The organism is Streptomyces callyspongiae (assembly GCF_047200695.1).
Taxonomy (GTDB): Bacteria; Actinomycetota; Actinomycetes; order Streptomycetales; family Streptomycetaceae; genus Streptomyces.
Map to the genome: position 1 here is coordinate 31,071 of NZ_JBJZOM010000022.1, position 17,625 is coordinate 48,695.

Annotated in this window: 15 protein-coding genes and 1 riboswitch; of the genes, 11 read left to right on the forward strand and 4 right to left on the reverse strand. The window is 73.3% G+C overall.

Annotation, left to right across the window (positions count from 1 at the left end):
• Positions 1 to 2: 2 nt before the first annotated feature.
• Positions 3 to 863: a hypothetical protein gene (locus tag ACL06G_RS19350; RefSeq protein ID WP_412787706.1), complete on the reverse strand. Its 861-nt coding sequence runs from the start codon at positions 861 to 863 to the stop codon at positions 3 to 5.
• A complete protein-coding gene (locus ACL06G_RS19355; RefSeq protein ID WP_412836409.1) occupies positions 860 to 1,882 on the reverse strand; it encodes a 3-oxoacyl-ACP synthase III family protein in 1,023 nt (340 codons plus the stop codon). The genes ACL06G_RS19350 and ACL06G_RS19355 overlap by 4 nt, the downstream gene beginning before the upstream one ends.
• Before the next feature lie 720 nt (positions 1,883 to 2,602).
• Here ACL06G_RS19355 and ACL06G_RS19360 point away from each other — a divergent pair.
• The 9 genes from ACL06G_RS19360 to cobC all read left to right on the forward strand — a co-directional run bounded on the left by ACL06G_RS19360 (position 2,603) and on the right by cobC (position 12,959).
• Positions 2,603 to 3,220: a hypothetical protein gene (locus tag ACL06G_RS19360; RefSeq protein ID WP_412787705.1), complete on the forward strand. Its 618-nt coding sequence runs from the start codon at positions 2,603 to 2,605 to the stop codon at positions 3,218 to 3,220.
• A 97-nt stretch (positions 3,221 to 3,317) separates the two neighbouring features.
• Positions 3,318 to 3,487: riboswitch (cobalamin riboswitch) on the forward strand.
• A 115-nt stretch (positions 3,488 to 3,602) separates the two neighbouring features.
• Positions 3,603 to 4,562 carry a cobalamin biosynthesis protein gene (locus ACL06G_RS19365; RefSeq protein WP_412836410.1) on the forward strand — a complete coding sequence of 320 codons (960 nt, stop codon included), beginning with the start codon at positions 3,603 to 3,605 and terminating at the stop codon, positions 4,560 to 4,562.
• A complete protein-coding gene (locus ACL06G_RS19370; protein WP_412787703.1) occupies positions 4,559 to 6,085 on the forward strand; it encodes a cobyric acid synthase in 1,527 nt (508 codons plus the stop codon). Before ACL06G_RS19365 ends, ACL06G_RS19370 begins: the two co-directional genes overlap by 4 nt.
• 94 nt (positions 6,086 to 6,179) lie before the next feature.
• On the forward strand, positions 6,180 to 8,378 hold the full coding sequence (locus ACL06G_RS19375; protein ID WP_412836411.1) for a putative cobaltochelatase: 2,199 nt from the start codon (positions 6,180 to 6,182) through the stop codon (positions 8,376 to 8,378).
• On the forward strand, positions 8,378 to 8,977 hold the full coding sequence (cobO, locus tag ACL06G_RS19380; RefSeq protein ID WP_412836412.1) for a cob(I)yrinic acid a,c-diamide adenosyltransferase: 600 nt from the start codon (positions 8,378 to 8,380) through the stop codon (positions 8,975 to 8,977). The genes ACL06G_RS19375 and cobO overlap by 1 nt, the downstream gene beginning before the upstream one ends.
• A 43-nt stretch (positions 8,978 to 9,020) precedes the next feature.
• A complete protein-coding gene (locus ACL06G_RS19385; protein ID WP_412836413.1) occupies positions 9,021 to 10,385 on the forward strand; it encodes a cobyrinic acid a,c-diamide synthase CobB in 1,365 nt (454 codons plus the stop codon).
• Positions 10,382 to 10,930: a cobalamin biosynthesis protein gene (locus ACL06G_RS19390; protein ID WP_412787699.1), complete on the forward strand. Its 549-nt coding sequence runs from the start codon at positions 10,382 to 10,384 to the stop codon at positions 10,928 to 10,930. The genes ACL06G_RS19385 and ACL06G_RS19390 overlap by 4 nt, the downstream gene beginning before the upstream one ends.
• 57 nt (positions 10,931 to 10,987) lie before the next feature.
• Positions 10,988 to 11,902 carry a sirohydrochlorin chelatase gene (locus ACL06G_RS19395; protein ID WP_412836414.1) on the forward strand — a complete coding sequence of 305 codons (915 nt, stop codon included), beginning with the start codon at positions 10,988 to 10,990 and terminating at the stop codon, positions 11,900 to 11,902.
• On the forward strand, positions 11,883 to 12,959 hold the full coding sequence (cobC, locus tag ACL06G_RS19400) for an Rv2231c family histidinol phosphate aminotransferase CobC (protein ID WP_412836419.1): 1,077 nt from the start codon (positions 11,883 to 11,885) through the stop codon (positions 12,957 to 12,959). The genes ACL06G_RS19395 and cobC overlap by 20 nt, the downstream gene beginning before the upstream one ends.
• A gap of 53 nt (positions 12,960 to 13,012) precedes the next feature.
• On the opposite strand, the gene ACL06G_RS19405 is transcribed toward cobC, so the two are convergent.
• Both ACL06G_RS19405 and ACL06G_RS19410 read right to left on the reverse strand, forming a co-directional pair.
• Positions 13,013 to 13,930 (reverse strand): SCO1860 family LAETG-anchored protein, encoded by a 918-nt coding sequence (locus tag ACL06G_RS19405; protein WP_412836415.1) that lies wholly within the window; start codon positions 13,928 to 13,930, stop codon positions 13,013 to 13,015.
• A 206-nt stretch (positions 13,931 to 14,136) separates the two neighbouring features.
• The gene (locus ACL06G_RS19410; RefSeq protein ID WP_412787695.1) at positions 14,137 to 15,234 is read right to left on the reverse strand and encodes an amidohydrolase family protein; all 1,098 of its coding nucleotides are present in this window, start codon (positions 15,232 to 15,234) and stop codon (positions 14,137 to 14,139) included.
• Between the two features lie 399 nt (positions 15,235 to 15,633).
• Here ACL06G_RS19410 and ectA point away from each other — a divergent pair, with 399 nt between their 5' ends.
• Entirely contained in the window at positions 15,634 to 16,218 is a 585-nt protein-coding gene (gene ectA, locus ACL06G_RS19415; protein WP_412787694.1) for a diaminobutyrate acetyltransferase, read from the forward strand.
• A gap of 91 nt (positions 16,219 to 16,309) precedes the next feature.
• On the forward strand, positions 16,310 to 17,578 hold the full coding sequence (gene ectB / locus ACL06G_RS19420; protein ID WP_412787693.1) for a diaminobutyrate--2-oxoglutarate transaminase: 1,269 nt from the start codon (positions 16,310 to 16,312) through the stop codon (positions 17,576 to 17,578).
• The last annotated feature ends 47 nt before the right edge of the window (positions 17,579 to 17,625 follow it).

Consider the following 17,625-nt stretch of genomic DNA (forward strand, 5'->3'; position numbering starts at 1 on the left):
CGTCAGGCGAGCGTGTAACCGATTTCCATCGTGGTGGCGACGTGTCCGCCGCCCACTGCCTCGCACCGCGCCAGGCGGCGCCCGGACACCTCCTGCGACCGTGCCGACAACTCGATGCGCTCGCCCGCAGGCGGCAGGTGGTCGGCCGCCAGCCGCAGCGTGTGGAACACCCACCGCCCCTCCGGGTCGTCATGCGTCACGATCGCGTCCAGCAGCCGCACCAGCGCGCCGCCCGTGATCGCCACGGGCATTGCCGGGAACCCCTCGAAATGGCCCCGGCACGCCTCCGGACCCACCCGCACGGACCCGACCGCGTTCGTACCGGTGGCCTTCAGCCCTTCGACCTCCGGCAGCCGCGTATACGGATTGCCCCGGCGGCCCCGCTGCTCCGGCACCCGCTGCTCCGGCACGTCGAACATGCGCCGGAAGACCCGCTCCGACAGCACGTCGTACTCCACGTGCATCTCCAGCAGAGGCGTCCCATCCATGTGCAGCAGCTCCGTGTGGGCCCGCGCTCGCCGCTTCGACCCGAACTCCGCCCCGGCGCGCGCCCGCAGCCACCGCGCGTCCTCGTCACAGCCAGAATCGGGCACCACCGACCGACCCACGACTTCCCGCGCGAGGTAGTAGTGCCGGCCCCTCAGTGGGTGAGCCGTCGCCGCCGCGCACAGGCCCGCGATCGCCAAGTGCCGCCCCGCCTCCGACAGCCCGATCGGCGACACCTGCCGCCCCGGCGGACACTGCACCGGCACCGACGCCCGCACCAGCCCCGGGCCAGCCGACGTCACGTTCTCCAGCGCGTAGTAGGGCGCCGATACACCTATCCGCTCCAGCACATCCACCGGATCCACAACGGCACTCACGCCACGACCTCCTCGTCCCGGGCCCAGGTGAGGACCGTGCTGCCCCACGTGACACCCGCGCCGAAACCCACCAGCAGCAGTCGGCCCCCCGGCCGCACCCGGCCCGACGCGACCGCCCGCGTCAACGCGTACGGCAGCGACGCCGCGCCGATGTTGCCCACTTCGTCCCCCGTGACCACGACCTGCTCGTCACGGAACCCCGCGTCGGCCGCGGCCTTCCGCAGCAGCGCCGGATTCGGCTGATGCGTCACCACCAGGTCCACTCCGCTCCGCTGCAGCCCCGCACGCCGCAGTGCCTCACCGGCCGCCACGTCGAAGATGTCGAGGATGAAGTCCCGCACCGCGCGCCCGTCCATGTGCACCGTGTGCTCCAGGCCGGCCAGCGTGTCTTGGGACGCAGGTCGCCGTGACCCCCCGGCCGGAATCAATACATCTCCGGCCGCATTTCCGTCGGAACCCAGCCAGATCGGCTGGAAACCACCACTAGATGGGCCGAGCACTGTCGCAGCGGCCCCGTCCGCGAACAGCACCGACGTGGCCCGGTCGGACGGGTTGAGGAACCGTGAGTACACCTCCACACCCACGACCACCGCATACCGGGCCCCCTCCCGCCACACCGCGTCCGCCGCCAGATAGTCGTGCGCCACTCGCGCTCCGAACAGCCAACCCGTGCAGGCCGCGGCCACATCGAACGCCACCGCCCGCTCCGCCCCGAGCAACGCCTGTACCCGGCACGCCGTCGACGGGCCCAACTCGTCCGGCGTGGACGTCGCCAGCACCAGCAGCCCCACATCCTCAACGCTGATCCCGGCATCCTTCACAGCACGCCGAACCGCCTCGGCCGCCAGATCCGAGGCCGCTTCTCCCCCAGCCGCCTGGTGCCGCTCCCGCACTCCCGTGCGAGCCTCGATCCACGCCGCGCTCACCCCGCACCGCGCGGCCACTTCAGCATTCGACACCACCCGCTCTGGCACACAAGCCCCGGTCCCGACCACACCGATACCGCCTGCCGCGTCCACACCCAGCCCCTTTCACAGCTCTCGCCCGGGAACGACGCATCCACACAACCGCGGACCCAGACGCGGCGGCAGACCCCTCAGCCAGCAGAGTCGTTGAAACCGTTGAACCCGCGGACCAGGGCCGAATTCGCACCCCAGGCCCGCCCAAGTCGCCACGGCGACGGTCTCGAGGCCGCACAGTGCGGCGAGTGAAGCAGCCGCACCTCGATTGCCCCTGGGCGGCGAAACGCAACGGCCACCTCGGTCACTGAACGACCGCGACCGCCTCTGGCACCAAGACCCGCCCCGGAGTCCGCCGCCACACCGGAGACCACCTTGTGTCCTGCGACGGTCACTGACCGAGGCGCGACTCCCGTACCTGACCGTGCAACTCGTCCCGTATCACCTGAAACACGAGACCTCGCGTTGCCCCCGCACGGCACTCTGGTGAAGGCTGCGGAATCCTCTGGTGGATGTCGGGATGCTGCGGACCGAGCCAGGCGTATTCGACCCGGCGCTTCCACCCCACGGTCTCCCGTCTGGACGAGCACCTTGCCGACTCCGGACCGAAGGGCGCTGGCCCGCGCCCATGACCATCAGCTGCCCATATCAGACATGTACGACATCGCCGACCGGATGACATGCCCTCGAACGATGCGGTATACACCCCGGGTTCGGCGCGCCCTCCGGGGCGCACGGCACGGAATCGGCGATCAGGATCAGGCAACCGGGAGTTCGGCCATGGGCAGTACGGAAGGCTCGCAGAACGCGGAAGAAGGCGAGAGCACCGGGACCCGCTCCGTACCGGGCGCCGCGGAATCCGCACCCCCGGCGGACACGGCGGCCGACGCCGCGGAAGCGGACTCCCCGGACGGACGGACCGGCGGACAGGACGGAACGCAGGCCTCCGCTGCGGGCGGAACGGTTGCCGTGCTGTGGCGCGACCACCGGCCGAAGGTCCTCGCCGGGGCGGCCGCCCTGGTCGCCGCTGCCGCGGCCGGGACGGCGCTGACCGTCGGACTGTCGGACGATCAGGAACCCGCGGACGCCCCGTACTCCGTGGCGGTGACCTACCGGGTGACCGGCGACGGCCCCGCCACCATCAGCTGGAACGGCGGCGACCCCGACAAGCCCCGCCGGCAGCGGCAGTCCGTCGAACTGCCCTGGACCAAGAAACTCACCGTCCAGCCGGCCAGCGGTTCGGCCCGCGTCTCCCTCACCCTCGGGAAGGACGGCGGCACGGCCCAGTGCACCGTGGCCGTCGACGGGCAGCACCGTCAGCGCGCCACCGCCTTCGGCGACTTCGGCCGCGCCACGTGTGCCGCCGACGTCCCGGAGAAGAACGACGCCGGGAACTGACCCGTGCGGCAGCGGCCCCACGGACCGCGCGTGGGGCCGCTCACACTCTTCCGTCGCAGGTCGGGGACGAGTTGACGCCCGTTGGGGTGCGTGATGGACTTCCCGTGCCAAGCGGCGGCAGGAGAGGAAGCCGGTGAGAATCCGGCGCGGTCCCGCCACTGTCACCGGGGAGCGCTCCCCACCGCACGCCACGGCCCGCACGGGCTGGAAGGCACGGGGAGAGGCCGATCCGGGAGCCAGGAGACTCTCGTCGCCGGTCACGTCGAACCAGGGCGAGGACCCTGAGTGAGGACACCGCCATGCGTGGCTTCCGCGCCGCTCCCCCGGGCCTGTCGTGCCCGCCCCTCCCCCGTTCCTGCGAGGCGCCGCCGCACGTCGTCTGATGGCCCGCCCACGTGCGTACGCGTACGGGGTGACGCTCGGCTTCCTCGCCGATCGCGCACTGGGGGATCCCCGGCGCGGCCACCCCGTTGCCCTTTTCGGCCGTGCCGCCACCCGCGCGGAACGCCTGCTCTGGCAGGACAGCCGTGCCGCCGGAGCGGTGTGCACCGCCCTCTGCGTGGGAGGCCCGGCCCTCATGGCCGCTGCCCTCGACCGTGCGGCGCGGCGGGCCCGTTCGCCCCTGCCGCACCTCGCCCTCACCGCCGTCGCCGCCTGGGCCGCGCTCGGCGGGACCTCGCTGACGCGTGAAGCCCGCGCCGTCGGCGCGGCACTCGCGGCAGGGGACCTCCCGGCCGCACGCGCCGGGCTGCCGCACCTGTGCGGACGCGACTCGGACGCCCTGGACGCGGACGGCCTGGCCCGCGCGGTGCTGGAGTCCGTCGCGGAGAACACCTCGGACGCCGTCGTCGGCGCGCTGGTGTGGGGCGCCGCGGCGGGCGTTCCCGGACTGGTGGCGTTCCGCGCCGTGAACACGCTCGACGCCATGCACGGCCACCGGTCCCCGCGCTACCGCCGGTTCGGCTGGGCCGCCGCGCGGCTGGACGACGTCGCGGGGTGGCCGGGGGCCCGGCTCACCGCGGGTCTGGCCGCCCTGGCGGGGCCGGACCCGCGCGGGGCGCTGCGGGCCTGGCGCCGGGACGCCTTCCGGCATCCCAGTCCCAACGCCGGGCCTGTCGAGGCGGCGTTCGCCGGGGCGTTGGGTGTGCGGCTGGGCGGAACCCTCGCCTACGGCGGCAGGGTCGAGCACCGTCCGGTGCTCAACGCTTCCGGTGCGCGCGCGACCGCATGCGACATCGAGCGGGCCTCGGGCCTGTCGCGGCGCGTCGGGTTGCTGACACTGGTGGCGACGACAGGTGTGCGGGCAGCGGTGTCCGCGAGCAGGAGGAGGCGGAAGCGGTGAGCGGACTGCTGGTGGCGGGCACCACCTCGGACGCGGGGAAGAGCGTGGTGACGGCGGGCATCTGCCGGTGGCTGACCCGCAAGGGCCTGTCGGTGGCGCCCTTCAAGGCGCAGAACATGTCGCTCAACTCCTACGTGACCCGCGAGGGGGCGGAGATCGGCCGTGCCCAGGCCATGCAGGCCGCCGCGGCGCGAGTCGAGCCGAGTGCGCACATGAACCCGGTGCTGCTGAAACCGGGAGGTGACCGCAGCAGCCAGGTCGTCCTCATGGGGCGGCCCGTCGGCGAACTCAGCGCTCGCGGCTACCACGAGGACCGGCAGCGGACGCTGCTGACGACGGTCACGGACTGCCTGCGGGAACTGCGGGCGACGCACGACGCCGTGATCTGCGAGGGCGCCGGCAGTCCGGCGGAGATCAATCTGCGGCGCAACGACATCGTCAACATGGGCCTGGCCCGGTCCGCCCGGCTGCCGGTGGTGGTGGTCGGCGACATCGACCGCGGTGGAGTGTTCGCCTCGTTCTTCGGCACCACCGCGCTGCTGTCCGAGGAGGACCAGGCGCTGGTGTCCGGCTATCTGGTGAACAAGTTCCGCGGCGACGTCTCCTTGCTGGAGCCCGGGCTGCGGAGCCTGTACGCGCTGACGGGACGGCCCTCGCTGGGGGTGCTGCCGTACCGGCACGGCCTCGGTATCGACGAGGAGGACGGGCTGCGGGTCTCGCTGCGCGGCACGGTGCGGGAGACGGCCTCGGCGCCGCCGCACGGAGCCGACGTGCTGCGGGTGGCGGTGCTGCCGGTGCCGCTGATGTCGAACTTCACGGACGTGGACGCCCTCGCCGCCGAGCCGGGCGTGGTGGTCCGCTTCAGCGACCGTCCCGAGGAGCTGGCCGACGCCGACCTGGTGGTGGTGCCGGGAACGCGCGGCACCGTGCGGGCCCTGGCGTGGCTGCGGGCCCGCGGGCTCGCGGACGCGCTGGCACGGCGGGCGGCCGAGGGCCGTCCCGTGCTGGGCATCTGCGGCGGGTACCAGCTGCTCGGCACCCGCATCGAGGACGACGTCGAGTCCCGCGTAGGAGTCGTCGACGGGCTCGGTCTGCTCCCGGTCCGGGTGCGGTTCGCCGCGGAGAAGACCCTGGCCCGGCCGTCCGGCCGCGCATTGGGCGAAGCCGTCGAGGGCTACGAGATCCACCACGGCGTCGCGCAGGTCGACGGCGGCGACGCCTTCGTCACCGACTCCGCCGGCGTCCCGCTGGACGGCTGCCGGGTCGGTCCGGTCCGCGGCACCCACTGGCACGGCGCGTTGGAGAGCGACGGCTTCCGCCGCGCCTTCCTCCGCCACGTCGCCGCCGACGCCGGCCGCGACTTCACCCCCGCCCCCGACACCTGCTTCGCCGCACTGCGGGAGGAGCAACTCGACCTGCTCGGCGACCTCGTCGAGGAACACGCCGACACCGCCGCCCTGCTGCGGCTGATCGAGGACGGCCCACCCGGCGGGCTGCCGTTCCTGCCGCCGGGGGCGCCGTGAGACCGCGCCGCACGAAGCAGGTACGGCACCAAGACCGGCGGTCGGCACCCCGGACCGCCCCGACCATCCACACATCTCCTGGAGGGACCACCACATGAGTACGCCCTTCCCCTTCTCGGCCATCGTGGGGATGCGGGACCTGCAACTCGGCCTGGTCCTCAACGCCGTGAACCCCGGCATCGGCGGAGTGCTGGTGCGGGGCGAAAAAGGGACCGCGAAGAGCACCGCCGTCCGGGGCGTGGCATCGCTCCTCCCCCGGCAGACGGTCGTCACCGGATGCCGCTTCGGCTGTGCGCCCGAAGCCCCCGACCCCGGCTGCCCCGACGGCCCGCACTCCGCAGGGTCCTCGGGCACCCGGCGCCCCGCCGAACTGGTGGAGCTGCCGATCGGCACCTCCGAGGACCGGCTCATCGGCTCGCTCGACATCGAACGCGCCCTGTCGGAGGGCGTGAAGGCGTACGAGCCGGGGCTGCTGGCAAAGGCGCACCGCGGCGTGCTGTACGTCGACGAGGTGAACCTGCTGCAGGACTACCTCGTGGACTCGCTGCTCGATGCCGCCGCCATGGGCGTCGTGCACGTCGAACGCGAAGGGGTGTCCGTGCGGCACGCGGCGCGCTTCCTGCTCGTCGGCACCATGAACCCCGAAGAGGGCGAACTGCGTCCCCAGTTGCTGGACCGCTTCGGTCTCACGGTGGAAGTGACGGCGTCCCGGGACACCGAGGAGCGGGTGGAGGTCGTGCGCCGGCGACTCGCCTACGACGAGGACCCGGCGGGATTCGCCGCGGGCTGGGACGAGTCCGAGGAGGAACTGCGCACCCGCATCGCCTCCGCCCGCGCGCTGCTCCCGGAGGTGACGCTGGGCGACACGGCGCTGCGCCAGATCGCCGCCACCTGCGCCGCGTTCGAGGTCGACGGCATGCGCGCCGACATCGTCATGGCACGCACCGCCACGGCCCTCGCGGCGTGGGCGGGGCGCACCGAGGTGCGGCAGGAGGACGTGCGGCAGGCGGCGCTGCTGGCGCTGCCGCACCGGCGGCGCCGCAATCCGTTCGACGCGCCCGGGCTGGACGAGGACACCCTCGACGACACGCTGCGGGAGCATGCCGGTCCGGACGGCGACGACCCCGGTGACGGGCCCGGGACCGACGGGCCGGGAGACGGCGGTCCCGGGGACGGCGGCGGAAACGACCCCGACGGCGGGGGCGGGGGCGGCGCGGCGCCGGACGGCAGCGACGCGCCCGTTCCGGAGCAGCGTGCCGGTGACGCCCCGTCCGCTCCCGAGGTGCCTTCGGAACAGCAGTCCGAGGAATCCGCCCGGTCGGAGCACGGCGACACCCCGGGGCCCCGTCCGGAGGGCGAGAACCCGGCGGGCAGTGCACCGGCCGGGGAACGTCCCCCGGCGCGGGCGGCGGAGCCGTACCGCACCCGGACGCTGACCGTCCCCGGCCTGGGCGAGGGCGCGGCGGGCCGGCGCTCTCGTGCCCGGACGGCGCACGGCCGCACGGCCGGGGCCCGCCGCCCGCAGGGGACGGTGCGCAGGCTGCACCTGCCGGGCACCGTGCAGGCCGCGGCGCCGCACCAGCGGGCCCGGGGGCGGAGCGGGCCCGGACTGCTGCTGCGCCGGGGAGACCTGCGGGAGGCCGTGCGGGAGGGGCGCGAGTCGAACCTCGTGCTGTTCGTCGTCGACGCCTCCGGTTCGATGGCGGCGCGGAAACGGATGGGTGCCGTCAAGGGAGCGGTGCTCTCGCTGCTGCTGGACGCCTACCAGCGCCGTGACAAGGTCGGCATGGTGACGTTCCGCCGGTCCGCTGCGGAGGTGGCGCTGCCGCCCACCTCGTCCGTCGATGTCGCGGCCGCCCGGCTGGAGTCGCTGCCGACCGGTGGCCGCACGCCGCTCGCGGAGGGACTGTTGCGGGCACGTGAGGTGCTGCGGGTGGAGCGGCTGCGCGATCCGGCCCACCGGCCGCTGCTGGTCGCCGTCACGGACGGGCGGGCCACCGGCGGCTCGGAGCCGGTGGCCCGCGCGCAGCGCGCGGCCGGTCTGCTGGCGTCCGAGGGCACCGCCTCGGTGGTGCTGGACTGCGAGGCCGGTCCGGTGCGGCTGGGGCTGGCCGGGGAGTTGGCGGCGGCGCTGGGCGGGAGTGCCGTGCCGCTCGACGACCTGCGCGCCGACGCCGTCACCGGTGCGGTGCGCGCCCACCGGGACGGGCCCGCCGGCCGCGACCGGCGCACGGCAGGGGCTGCGGGGGTCACGGGGGCCCCAGGGACGACCAGGACGAGGAGGGCCGCGTAGTGCCGAAGGGACAACCGAGCGTCGTGCCCGACGACGGGCTCACCACCCGGCAGCGCCGCAACCGGCCGCTGCTGGCGGTGCACACCGGCACCGGCAAGGGGAAGTCGACCGCGGCGTTCGGGATGGCGCTGCGGGCCTGGAACCAGGGATGGCCGATCGGGGTGTTCCAGTTTGTGAAGTCGGCCAAGTGGCGGGTCGGCGAGGAGCGGGCGCTGCGCGTGCTGGGCGGCACCGGCGAGGGCGGCACCGTGGACTGGCACAAGATGGGCGAGGGCTGGTCGTGGATCCGGCGCGACGCGTCGCTCAGCAACGAGGAGGCCGCGCGGGAGGGCTGGGCACAGGTCCGGCGGGATCTGGCCGCCGAGACGTACCGGCTGTACGTGCTCGACGAGTTCGCCTACCCGCTGCACTGGGGGTGGATCGACGTGCGGGACGTGGTGGAGGCGCTGCGGGAGCGGCCCGGCTTCCAGCACGTGGTCGTCACCGGCCGGAACGCGCCGCAGCCACTGCTGGACGCGGCCGACCTGGTCACCGACATGACGAAGGTGAAGCACCCGATGGACGCGGGGCAGAAGGGCCAGAAGGGCATCGAGTGGTGAGCCGTCCGTTCCGTCCCACCGCACCGGGCGCCGAGGGGCCACGATGACGCACGTGCCGCGGCTGGTCGTCGCCGCTCCCTCCTCGGGCGCCGGGAAGACGACGTTCGCCACCGGGCTGATGGCCGCGCTGCGCGGGCGGGGCCTGGACGTGTCGCCGCACAAGGTCGGGCCGGACTACATCGACCCCGGCTACCACGGGCTGGCCGCCGGCCGGCCCGGCCGGAACCTGGACGCGTTCCTGTGCGGCACCGACCGGATCGGCCCGCTGTTCGCGCACGGCGCGGCGGGCGCGGACGTCGCGGTCGTCGAGGGCGTGATGGGCCTGTACGACGGGGTGTCCGGTCAGGGGGAACTGGCGTCCACCGCGCAGGTGGCGAAGGTGCTGCGGGCACCGGTGGTACTGGTGGTGGACGCGTCGTCGCAGTCGCGTTCGGTGGCCGCGCTGGTCCACGGTTTCGCGTCCTGGGACCCGGAGGTGCGGGTCGGCGGCGTGGTGCTCAACCGTGTCGGCTCCGACCGGCACGAGGCCCTGCTGCGGGAGGCCCTGGACCACGCCGGTGTACCGGTGCTCGGGGCCCTGCGGCGGTCGGACGCGGTGGGGACGCCGAGCCGCCACCTGGGCCTGGTACCGGTGGCGGAGCGCCACCGCGACGCGACGGACTCGGTGGCGGCCATGGCCGCGCAGGTCCGCGAGGGCTGCGACCTGGACGCGCTGCTGGCACTGGCGCGCAGCGCCCCGCCGGCGGCCGGCGAGCCCTGGTCGGCGCAGACGGCGGCCGGCGAACCCGCCGTGGGCGGGGCGGACCGCCCGGTGATCGCGGTCGCGGGCGGTGCGGCGTTCACGTTCTCCTACGCCGAGCACGCCGAACTGCTGCGTGCGGCGGGTGCGGAGGTGGTGCCCTTCGATCCGCTGCGCGACGAGACCCTGCCGGACGCGGCGCGCGGCCTGGTGATCGGCGGCGGCTTTCCCGAGATGCACGCCGGAGAGCTCGCGTCGAACACGAGGCTGCGCAAGGAGGTCGGGGCGTTCACCGGGCCGATCGCCGCCGAGTGCGCCGGACTGCTCTACTTGACACAGGAGTTGGACGGCCGTGAGATGTGCGGCGTGCTCGACGCCACTGCCGCCATGACCTCACGACTCACCCTCGGCTACCGCGAAGCGGTGGCTCTCGGCGACAGTGCGCTGCTGCCCGCGGGAACCCGGGTGCGTGCCCACGAGTTCCACCGCACCGCGCTCGATCCCGGCGCCGGGCCGGACCCGGCCTGGGGCGTGGTGCGGCCCGCCGACCAGGCACGCCGGACGGAGGGCTTCGTCCGGGGCGGCGTCCACGCGTCGTACCTCCATCTGCACTGGGCGGGTGTGCCGGGCCTGGCCCGGCGGTTCACCGAGCGGTGCGCGGCGTGGTGAGTGCGGCGGAGGGCCCCTCCTCCGGCGCGGAGCTGTGCGTCGGGGTCGGCACGCGCCGCGGAGTGCCGGCGGCGGAGGTGTACGGAGCGGTGGTGGCGGCCCTGCGGGCCGCGGACCTCTCGCCCCGGCAGGTGGCGCGGCTCGCCACGGTGACCTCGCGTGCGACGGAGCCCTGTATCGTCGCCGCGGCGCGGCGCCTGCGCGTGCCGCTCTGCTCCTACGCCCCCGGCACGCTGTCCGCGGTCGAGGTCCCGAACCCCTCCCCGCGAACGCTGCGTTCGACCGGTACCCCGTCGGTGGCGGAGGCCTCCGCACTGCTGGCGGCCGGGAAGGGCGGGCAGTTGCTGCTCGCCAAGCACACGCCCGCGCCGGAGGGACGGCAGGGGCGTCCGCCGCCCGTGACGGTGGCGGTCGCCCGGCCCGCCCGGCCCGCCCGGCACAGCCGCTTACGGCCCGTGGGGCCGGAGCGGAACTGCGCAGGCCGCGCCGGGGCCGAGCGCATCCCATCCATCCAGCCCTGGGCGACGAACAACCTGCAGCAGTGAGTAACGTCGCACCAGCGCTTCCCCGCTCCCGTGACCGCAACACCCCGAGGAGACCCCGTGACAACCCCGCCCGCCCTGCTCCTGGTCGGCCACGGAAACCACGACGACAGCGCCGACGCCCTCCAGTCGCTGATCGCCGAGCTCGGGAGGCGCAATCCGGAACTCCCGGTCGCCGGTGGTCTCGGCAAACAGTCGCCGCCACCCCTGACCGACGTCGTGGCCAGATTGACGGACACCGGAGCCTCGCAGGTGGTGGCGCTGCCGCTGACGCTGGGCGTGCCCGGCGGCACGGTGCAGGACCTCAGGAACGCCCTGGAACGGGAGGCGGAGCAGCACGAGGACGTGTCCTACGCCTGCGCCCGTCCTCTCGGCACCGAACCCGCCCTGCTGCGGCTGCTGGAACAGCGGCTGGACGAGGCGCTGGGCAGCGGCGGGCGCACACCCGCCGACCGGGCCGCGACGACGGTGCTGCTCGTGGGCCGGGGCACCAGCGACCCCGCGGCGAACGCGGAACTGCACCGCGCGGCCCGTCTGCTGTGGGAGGGCAGCGGATACGGCGGAGTGGAGACGGCTTTCGTGAACCAGGCGGCCCCGGACGTCGCGTCCGGACTGGACCGGTGCGTGGCGCTGGGCGCCCGCAGGGTGATCGTGCTGCCGTACTTCCTCTTCCCCGGGGCGCTGCCGGAACGGGTGAGGCTGCAGACCGACGGGTGGGCGGCGGTCCACCCCGACACCGACGTGGTCACCGCCGACGTGGTCGGGCCGGGTGAGGCACTGGCCGAACTCGTCGAGGAGCGCTACCGGGAGGCCGTCGCCGAGAGTTCCACGCGCCGGTGTTCCCGCTGCGGGACCGTGGCCGGGCCGGGGACCGCCGCCGGCCGCTCCGCGGCCGACGCTGCCGGCACCGCCGAGGACGGCTCTCCGGCGGAGCGGCACTCCTGCGGCGCGGACGATCCTCGTGCCGACGACTGACACCGCCGAACAGGAGCTTCGCCACCACGGCGACGCGGAACTCCGGGACCTGGGCGCGGGAACCGCCGACTTCGCGGTGAACGTGCGCTCCGGCACGCCTCCGGCCTGGCTCGCCTCCCGGATCGCCGCCTCCCTCGGCGACCTGGCGGCGTACCCGGACGGGCGGGCGGCCCGGCGCGCGGTCGCGCTGCGGCACGGGCTTCCGGAGGAGTGCGTACTGCTGACGGCCGGAGCCGCGGAGGCGTTCGTTCTGGTGGCGCGGGTTCTCGCCGGGGCGGAGCCGACCGTGGTCCACCCGCAGTTCACCGAGCCGGAGGCCGCGCTGCGGGACGCGGGGCACCGGGTGGCGCGCGTCGTGCTGCGCCCGGAACACGGCTTCCGGCTGGCGCCGGAGGACGTGCCCGTGAGTGCCGACACCGTCGTGGTGGGCAACCCGACCAATCCGACCTCCGTCCTGCACCCGGCGTCCGTGCTGCGCTCCTTGGTCCGGCCGGGGCGCACCCTGGTCGTGGACGAGGCCTTCATGGACGCGGTGCCCGGGGAATCCGCCTCGCTGGCAAGCTCCGTGAACGCGGGCCTGCCGGGGCGGGTGGTGGTGCTGCGCAGCCTGACGAAGACCTGGGGGCTGGCCGGTCTCCGCGTCGGCTACGTGCTGTCCGACCCCGGAACGGTGCGCGCGCTGGCCCGGGCGCAGCCGCTGTGGCCCGTCTCCACTCCGGCCCTTGCGGCGGCCGAGGCGGTGTGCGAGCCCGGTGCGCTGGCGGAGGCGGAACAGGCGGCGAAGACCTTCACGGTCGACCGCGACTATCTGCTCGACCGGCTGGCGGCCCTTCCGCCGGCGTCCCGCCTGCGTGCCGTGGAGCCCGCGGCGGGCCCGTTCCTGCTGGTGCGTCACCCGCGGGCGGCGGGGCTGCGGGAGCGGCTGCGCCGCGCGGGTCTCGCGCTGCGGCGGGGTGACACCTTCCCCGGTCTGGGTCCGGAGTGGCTGCGCCTCGCGGTCCGGGACCGGTCGATGACGGACCGGCTGGTCCGGGCGCTCGTCGACTGCGAGGCCTGACACCGCCGCGCCCACTGCCCGGAGAGGACGTGGACGCGGCGGTCGCGGATGCGTCACCGTCGCGCGGCGCTCCGCCTCCGCAGTGCGAGCGCCGTGCTACCGCCGCCGGCCGCCAGCAGGGCGGCACCGCCGACGAGGTAGGGCGTGACCGATCCGCCTCCCGTGGCGGCGAGTTCGGTCTCGGTCGCCGGTTCCACGGGATGCTCGGACTCGGTGACGGTCTGCGGGGTCACCTGTTCCTCGCCGCTCTCCTCCTCCGGCGGGTCCTGCTGCGCGGGCGCTTCGCAGGTGGCCTCCGCCAGCGTCACCGCACCCGACACCTCGGCCACGCCGAGGTCCAGCGGATCGACGGAGACGTCCAGTTCGAGCGCGGTGGCCGCGGCAGTGCGCGAGGTCGTGGCGGTGCGGGACACCTCCAGGCGGACTTCGCCGACTTCCGGGACCTCCACCGAGGTCGGCCCCTCGGCGTTCAGCGTGACCCGCTTGCCCAGGACCCGCACCGTGCCGGGCACCGCCGTCTCCGCCTCGGGCTGCTCGCCCGTCCGGCACTCCACCTGGGCGGTCACGGCGTCCAGTTCGACGACTGGGAGCAGCGGCAGTCCGGGCAGGTGGACCTTTGCGTCGGCCAGTGTCACGGACCCGCGGGTGACGTCCGCTTCCCGGGAGGTCTCGGCGTCGGCCACCCGGGCGGCGAGCACCTCGAAGGGCTTGCCGTTCTTCACGCCGTCCAGGTGCGCGGTGAGCGCGGTCCTGCGTGCGACGCCGGCCCCGTCCCGGGTGCGGACCGCGTTGAGTGTGGTCCTGAGCGGCACGCGGACGGTGTCGTCGACGAGCCGCACGTCGAGGTCCGTCCTCAGGACGGTGGCACTCGCCGCACCCTCGCCGCCGTCGTCCGCCGACGCCTGTGCGGGTGCGGCGGCGGCCCCCACCAGAACGGCGGCGGCGAGCATGCTGCGTACAGAGTTGTTCACGTGTGAAACCCCCACGGATGTTCCGGTGTCAACGGCACACCCGCTCCACGGGTCGCTCGTGCCGGTGACGAATACCGATCCATCGTTGACGCCACGCAGCGTCACCCGCCAGGCGCAGGGGGTAGGTTCACCCACACGTGGCGTTTCTGTACGTGTGCGCGATTTCTCTCTGCTCTGCCCCTGCCCCTGCCCTGTTCCTGCCGGGCCTACTGGACGATGCGCCCCCGCAGCACCACCCGGTGCGGCTGCGCCAGGACGCGCACGTCCTCCCGGGGGTCGGTGTCGTAGACGACGAGATCGCCGGGCGCACCCTCCTCGAGCCCGGGACGCCCCAGCCACTGCCGGGCGCCCCAGGTGGTAGCGGACAGCGCCTCGATCGGAGGGATACCCGCCTTCGTCAGCTCCTCCACCTCCCGGGCGACCAGACCGTGCGGCAGCGAGCCCCCGGCATCGGTGCCCACGAACACCGGGATCCCGGCGTCGTAGGCGGCGCGGACGGTGTCGTAGCGGCGCGCGTGGAGCTGCCGCATGTGGTCGGACCAGCGGGGGAACTTCGCCTGCCCGCCGTCCGCCAGACGCGGGAAGGTGGCGATGTTGACCAGCGTGGGGACGATGGCGACACCGCGCTCGGCGAACAGCGGGACGGTGTCCTCGGTCAGCCCGGTGGCGTGCTCGATGCAGTCGATCCCCGCTTCGACCAGATCCCGCAGCGAATCCTCGGCGAAGCAGTGGGCCGTCATCCGTGCGCCTTCCGCGTGAGCCGCGGCGACGGCCTCCTCGATCGCCCAGCGCGGCCAGCAGGAGCTGAGGTCTCCCTCGTTCCGGTCGATCCAGTCACCGACGATCTTGACCCAGCCGTCACCCCGCCGCGCCTCCTGACGGACGTAGGCCGCCAGGTCGCCGGGCTCGATCTCGTGGGCGTAGTTGCGGATGTAGCGGCGCGTGCGCGCGATGTGACGGCCGGCGCGGATGATCCGGGGCAGGTCCTCGCGGTCGTCGACCCAGCGCGTGTCGGAGGGCGAGCCGGCGTCCCGGATCAGGAGCGTTCCCGCCTCACGGTCGGAGAGCGCCTGCTTCTCGGACGTGCCGTCGTCCACCGGCCCGTGGGCGTCGAGGCCGACATGGCAGTGCGCATCGACGAGTCCGGGCAGCACCCAGCCCTGCACTACCGTGGTGTCGTGATCCGGCGCCGCGGCCGGCGGCTCGTAGGTGACGCGCCCGTCCACGACCCACAGTTCGTCGCGTACGTCCTCGGGGCCCGCCAGGACACGTCCCTTGATGTGGAGAGTTCCGCGGTGACTCATGCCCGCACCCTACGAGGGTCCTGGTACGCTCCAGCACCCGCCCGAGGTAAGGAAAACGACAACACTCGGTTCCCATAAGGTCACGATATTCACTCGAGCCGCTTTGCGGATCAGTTATCGAGCGTAGCCATCCATATTCTTCTTCCCGTTTTTTGCATTCTCAAACATTGAGATTTCTCGCTCTGTCGGAACGCAAATCGGAGCGATCCCGGGCAGTCGTTACGTCAATGTGACCGAATCCACAGGTAGCCCGTTCTGCCCGGTAATACCCGACATCACCTGGCAAAACAGCGCTCAGATGAGCGCAGCTTCACGCGCGCGCGATACCACAAGTGACCCCTTGCATGTAACCCCTGCAAGCGATGCGATTTTCGATTCTCCTCGGTAAATTTGGACCCCATGACCGCCGCACAAGCAGACCATGCACGTGCCCCCAGTGATTTCCTGGAAATACCGGAGGGACTGAAGCTCGACACTCCTCGTCTCGAGGACGGAGCCGCGATATGGCGCATTGCCCGCGACTCGGGGACGCTCGACCTCAACTCCTCCTACAGCTACCTGCTGTGGTGCCGCGACTTCGCCGACACCTCGGTGGTGGCCCGGGACTCGGGAGGCAACCCGGTCGGCTTCGTCACCGGCTATCTCCGCCCCCGGCACCCGAAGGCCCTCGTGGTCTGGCAGGTCGCCGTCGACGAGGCGCAGCGCGGGCGCGGGCTCGCAGCCGCGATGCTCGACGGCCTGACCGCCCGGGTGGCCCAGAGGCTGGGCATCGACGGGATCGAAACGACGATCACGCCGGACAACACCGCTTCCAATCGACTCTTCAGCCGGTACGCCGAGCGACACAGCGCGCCACTGGAGCGAGAGGTGCTCTTCGACGCAGGGGTCTTCCCCGAAGAGGGCCACGAGCCGGAGGTGCTGTACCGCATCGGGCCCGCCCCCTCCCTGGTGGCGCTGAGCCCGTCGGCCGGCGACCGCCCCTGACCTCGGGGCGGCGGCGCGCCGCACCGGCGACCCGCAAGCCCGACACAGACTTCCAGACTTCTCTCCACGCGACACACCCCAGGAGCATGCTGTGACCATCACCCAGCCCGACCTCAGTGTCTTCGAGACCGTCGAGTCGGAGGTGCGCAGCTACTGCCGTGGCTGGCCCACCATCTTCGACCGCGCGCAGGGCGCGCACATGTACGACGAGGACGGCCACACCTACCTCGACTTCTTCGCCGGGGCCGGCACGCTGAACTACGGCCACAACAACCCCGTCCTCAAACGCGCCCTGCTCGACTACATCGAGCGGGACGGCGTCACCCACGGCCTCGACATGTCGACGACCGCCAAGCGGGCGTTCCTCGAGGCGTTCTCCGAGACGATCCTCAAGCCGCGGGGCCTGGACCACAAGGTCATGTTCCCGGGCCCGACGGGCACCAACGCCGTCGAGGCCGCGCTGAAGCTGGCCCGCAAGGTCAAGGGCCGCGAGTCGATCGTCTCCTTCACCAATGCCTTCCACGGCATGTCGCTCGGCTCCCTCGCCGTCACCGGCAACGCCTTCAAGCGCGCCGGCGCCGGCATCCCGCTGGTGCACGGCACCCCGATGCCGTTCGACTCGTACCTGGACGGCGAGTACCCGGACTTCATCTGGTTCGAGCGCCTCCTGGAGGACCAGGGCTCGGGCCTGAACAAGCCGGCCGCGGTCATCGTCGAGACCGTGCAGGGCGAGGGCGGCATCAACGTCGCCAACGCACACTGGCTGCGGGCCCTGTCCGAGCTGTGCCAGCGGCACGACATGCTGCTCATCGTCGACGACATCCAGATGGGCTGCGGCCGCACCGGCGGCTTCTTCTCCTTCGAGGAAGCGGGCATCAAGCCGGACATCATCACGCTGTCCAAGTCCATCGGCGGCTACGGCATGCCGCTGGCCCTCACGCTGTTCAAGCCCGAGCTGGACGTGTGGGAGCCGGGTGAGCACAACGGCACCTTCCGCGGCAACAACCCCGCGTTCGTGACGGCCACCGCCGCCATCGAGGCGTACTGGAACGACGCCCAGATGGAGAAGCAGACCCTCGCCCGCGGCGAGCAGGCCGAAGCGGCCCTGAAGACCATCGCCGAGGAGCACCGCGACGCCATCGCCGACGTCCGCGGCCGCGGCCTGGTCTGGGGCGTCGAGTTCGCCGACAAGCCGAAGGCCGACGCCGTCGCCAAGCGCTGCTTCGAACTGGGTCTGCTCATCGAGACCTCCGGTCCGGAGAGCGAGGTCGTGAAACTGCTGCCTTCGCTGACCATCACCGCCGAGGAGCTGGACGAGGGGCTGCGCATCCTCGCGCGTGCCGTTCGAGAGACCGTCTAGCACATAAGCTCACGGCCCGCCCCGCGATCCCGCGGGGCGGGCCGCCC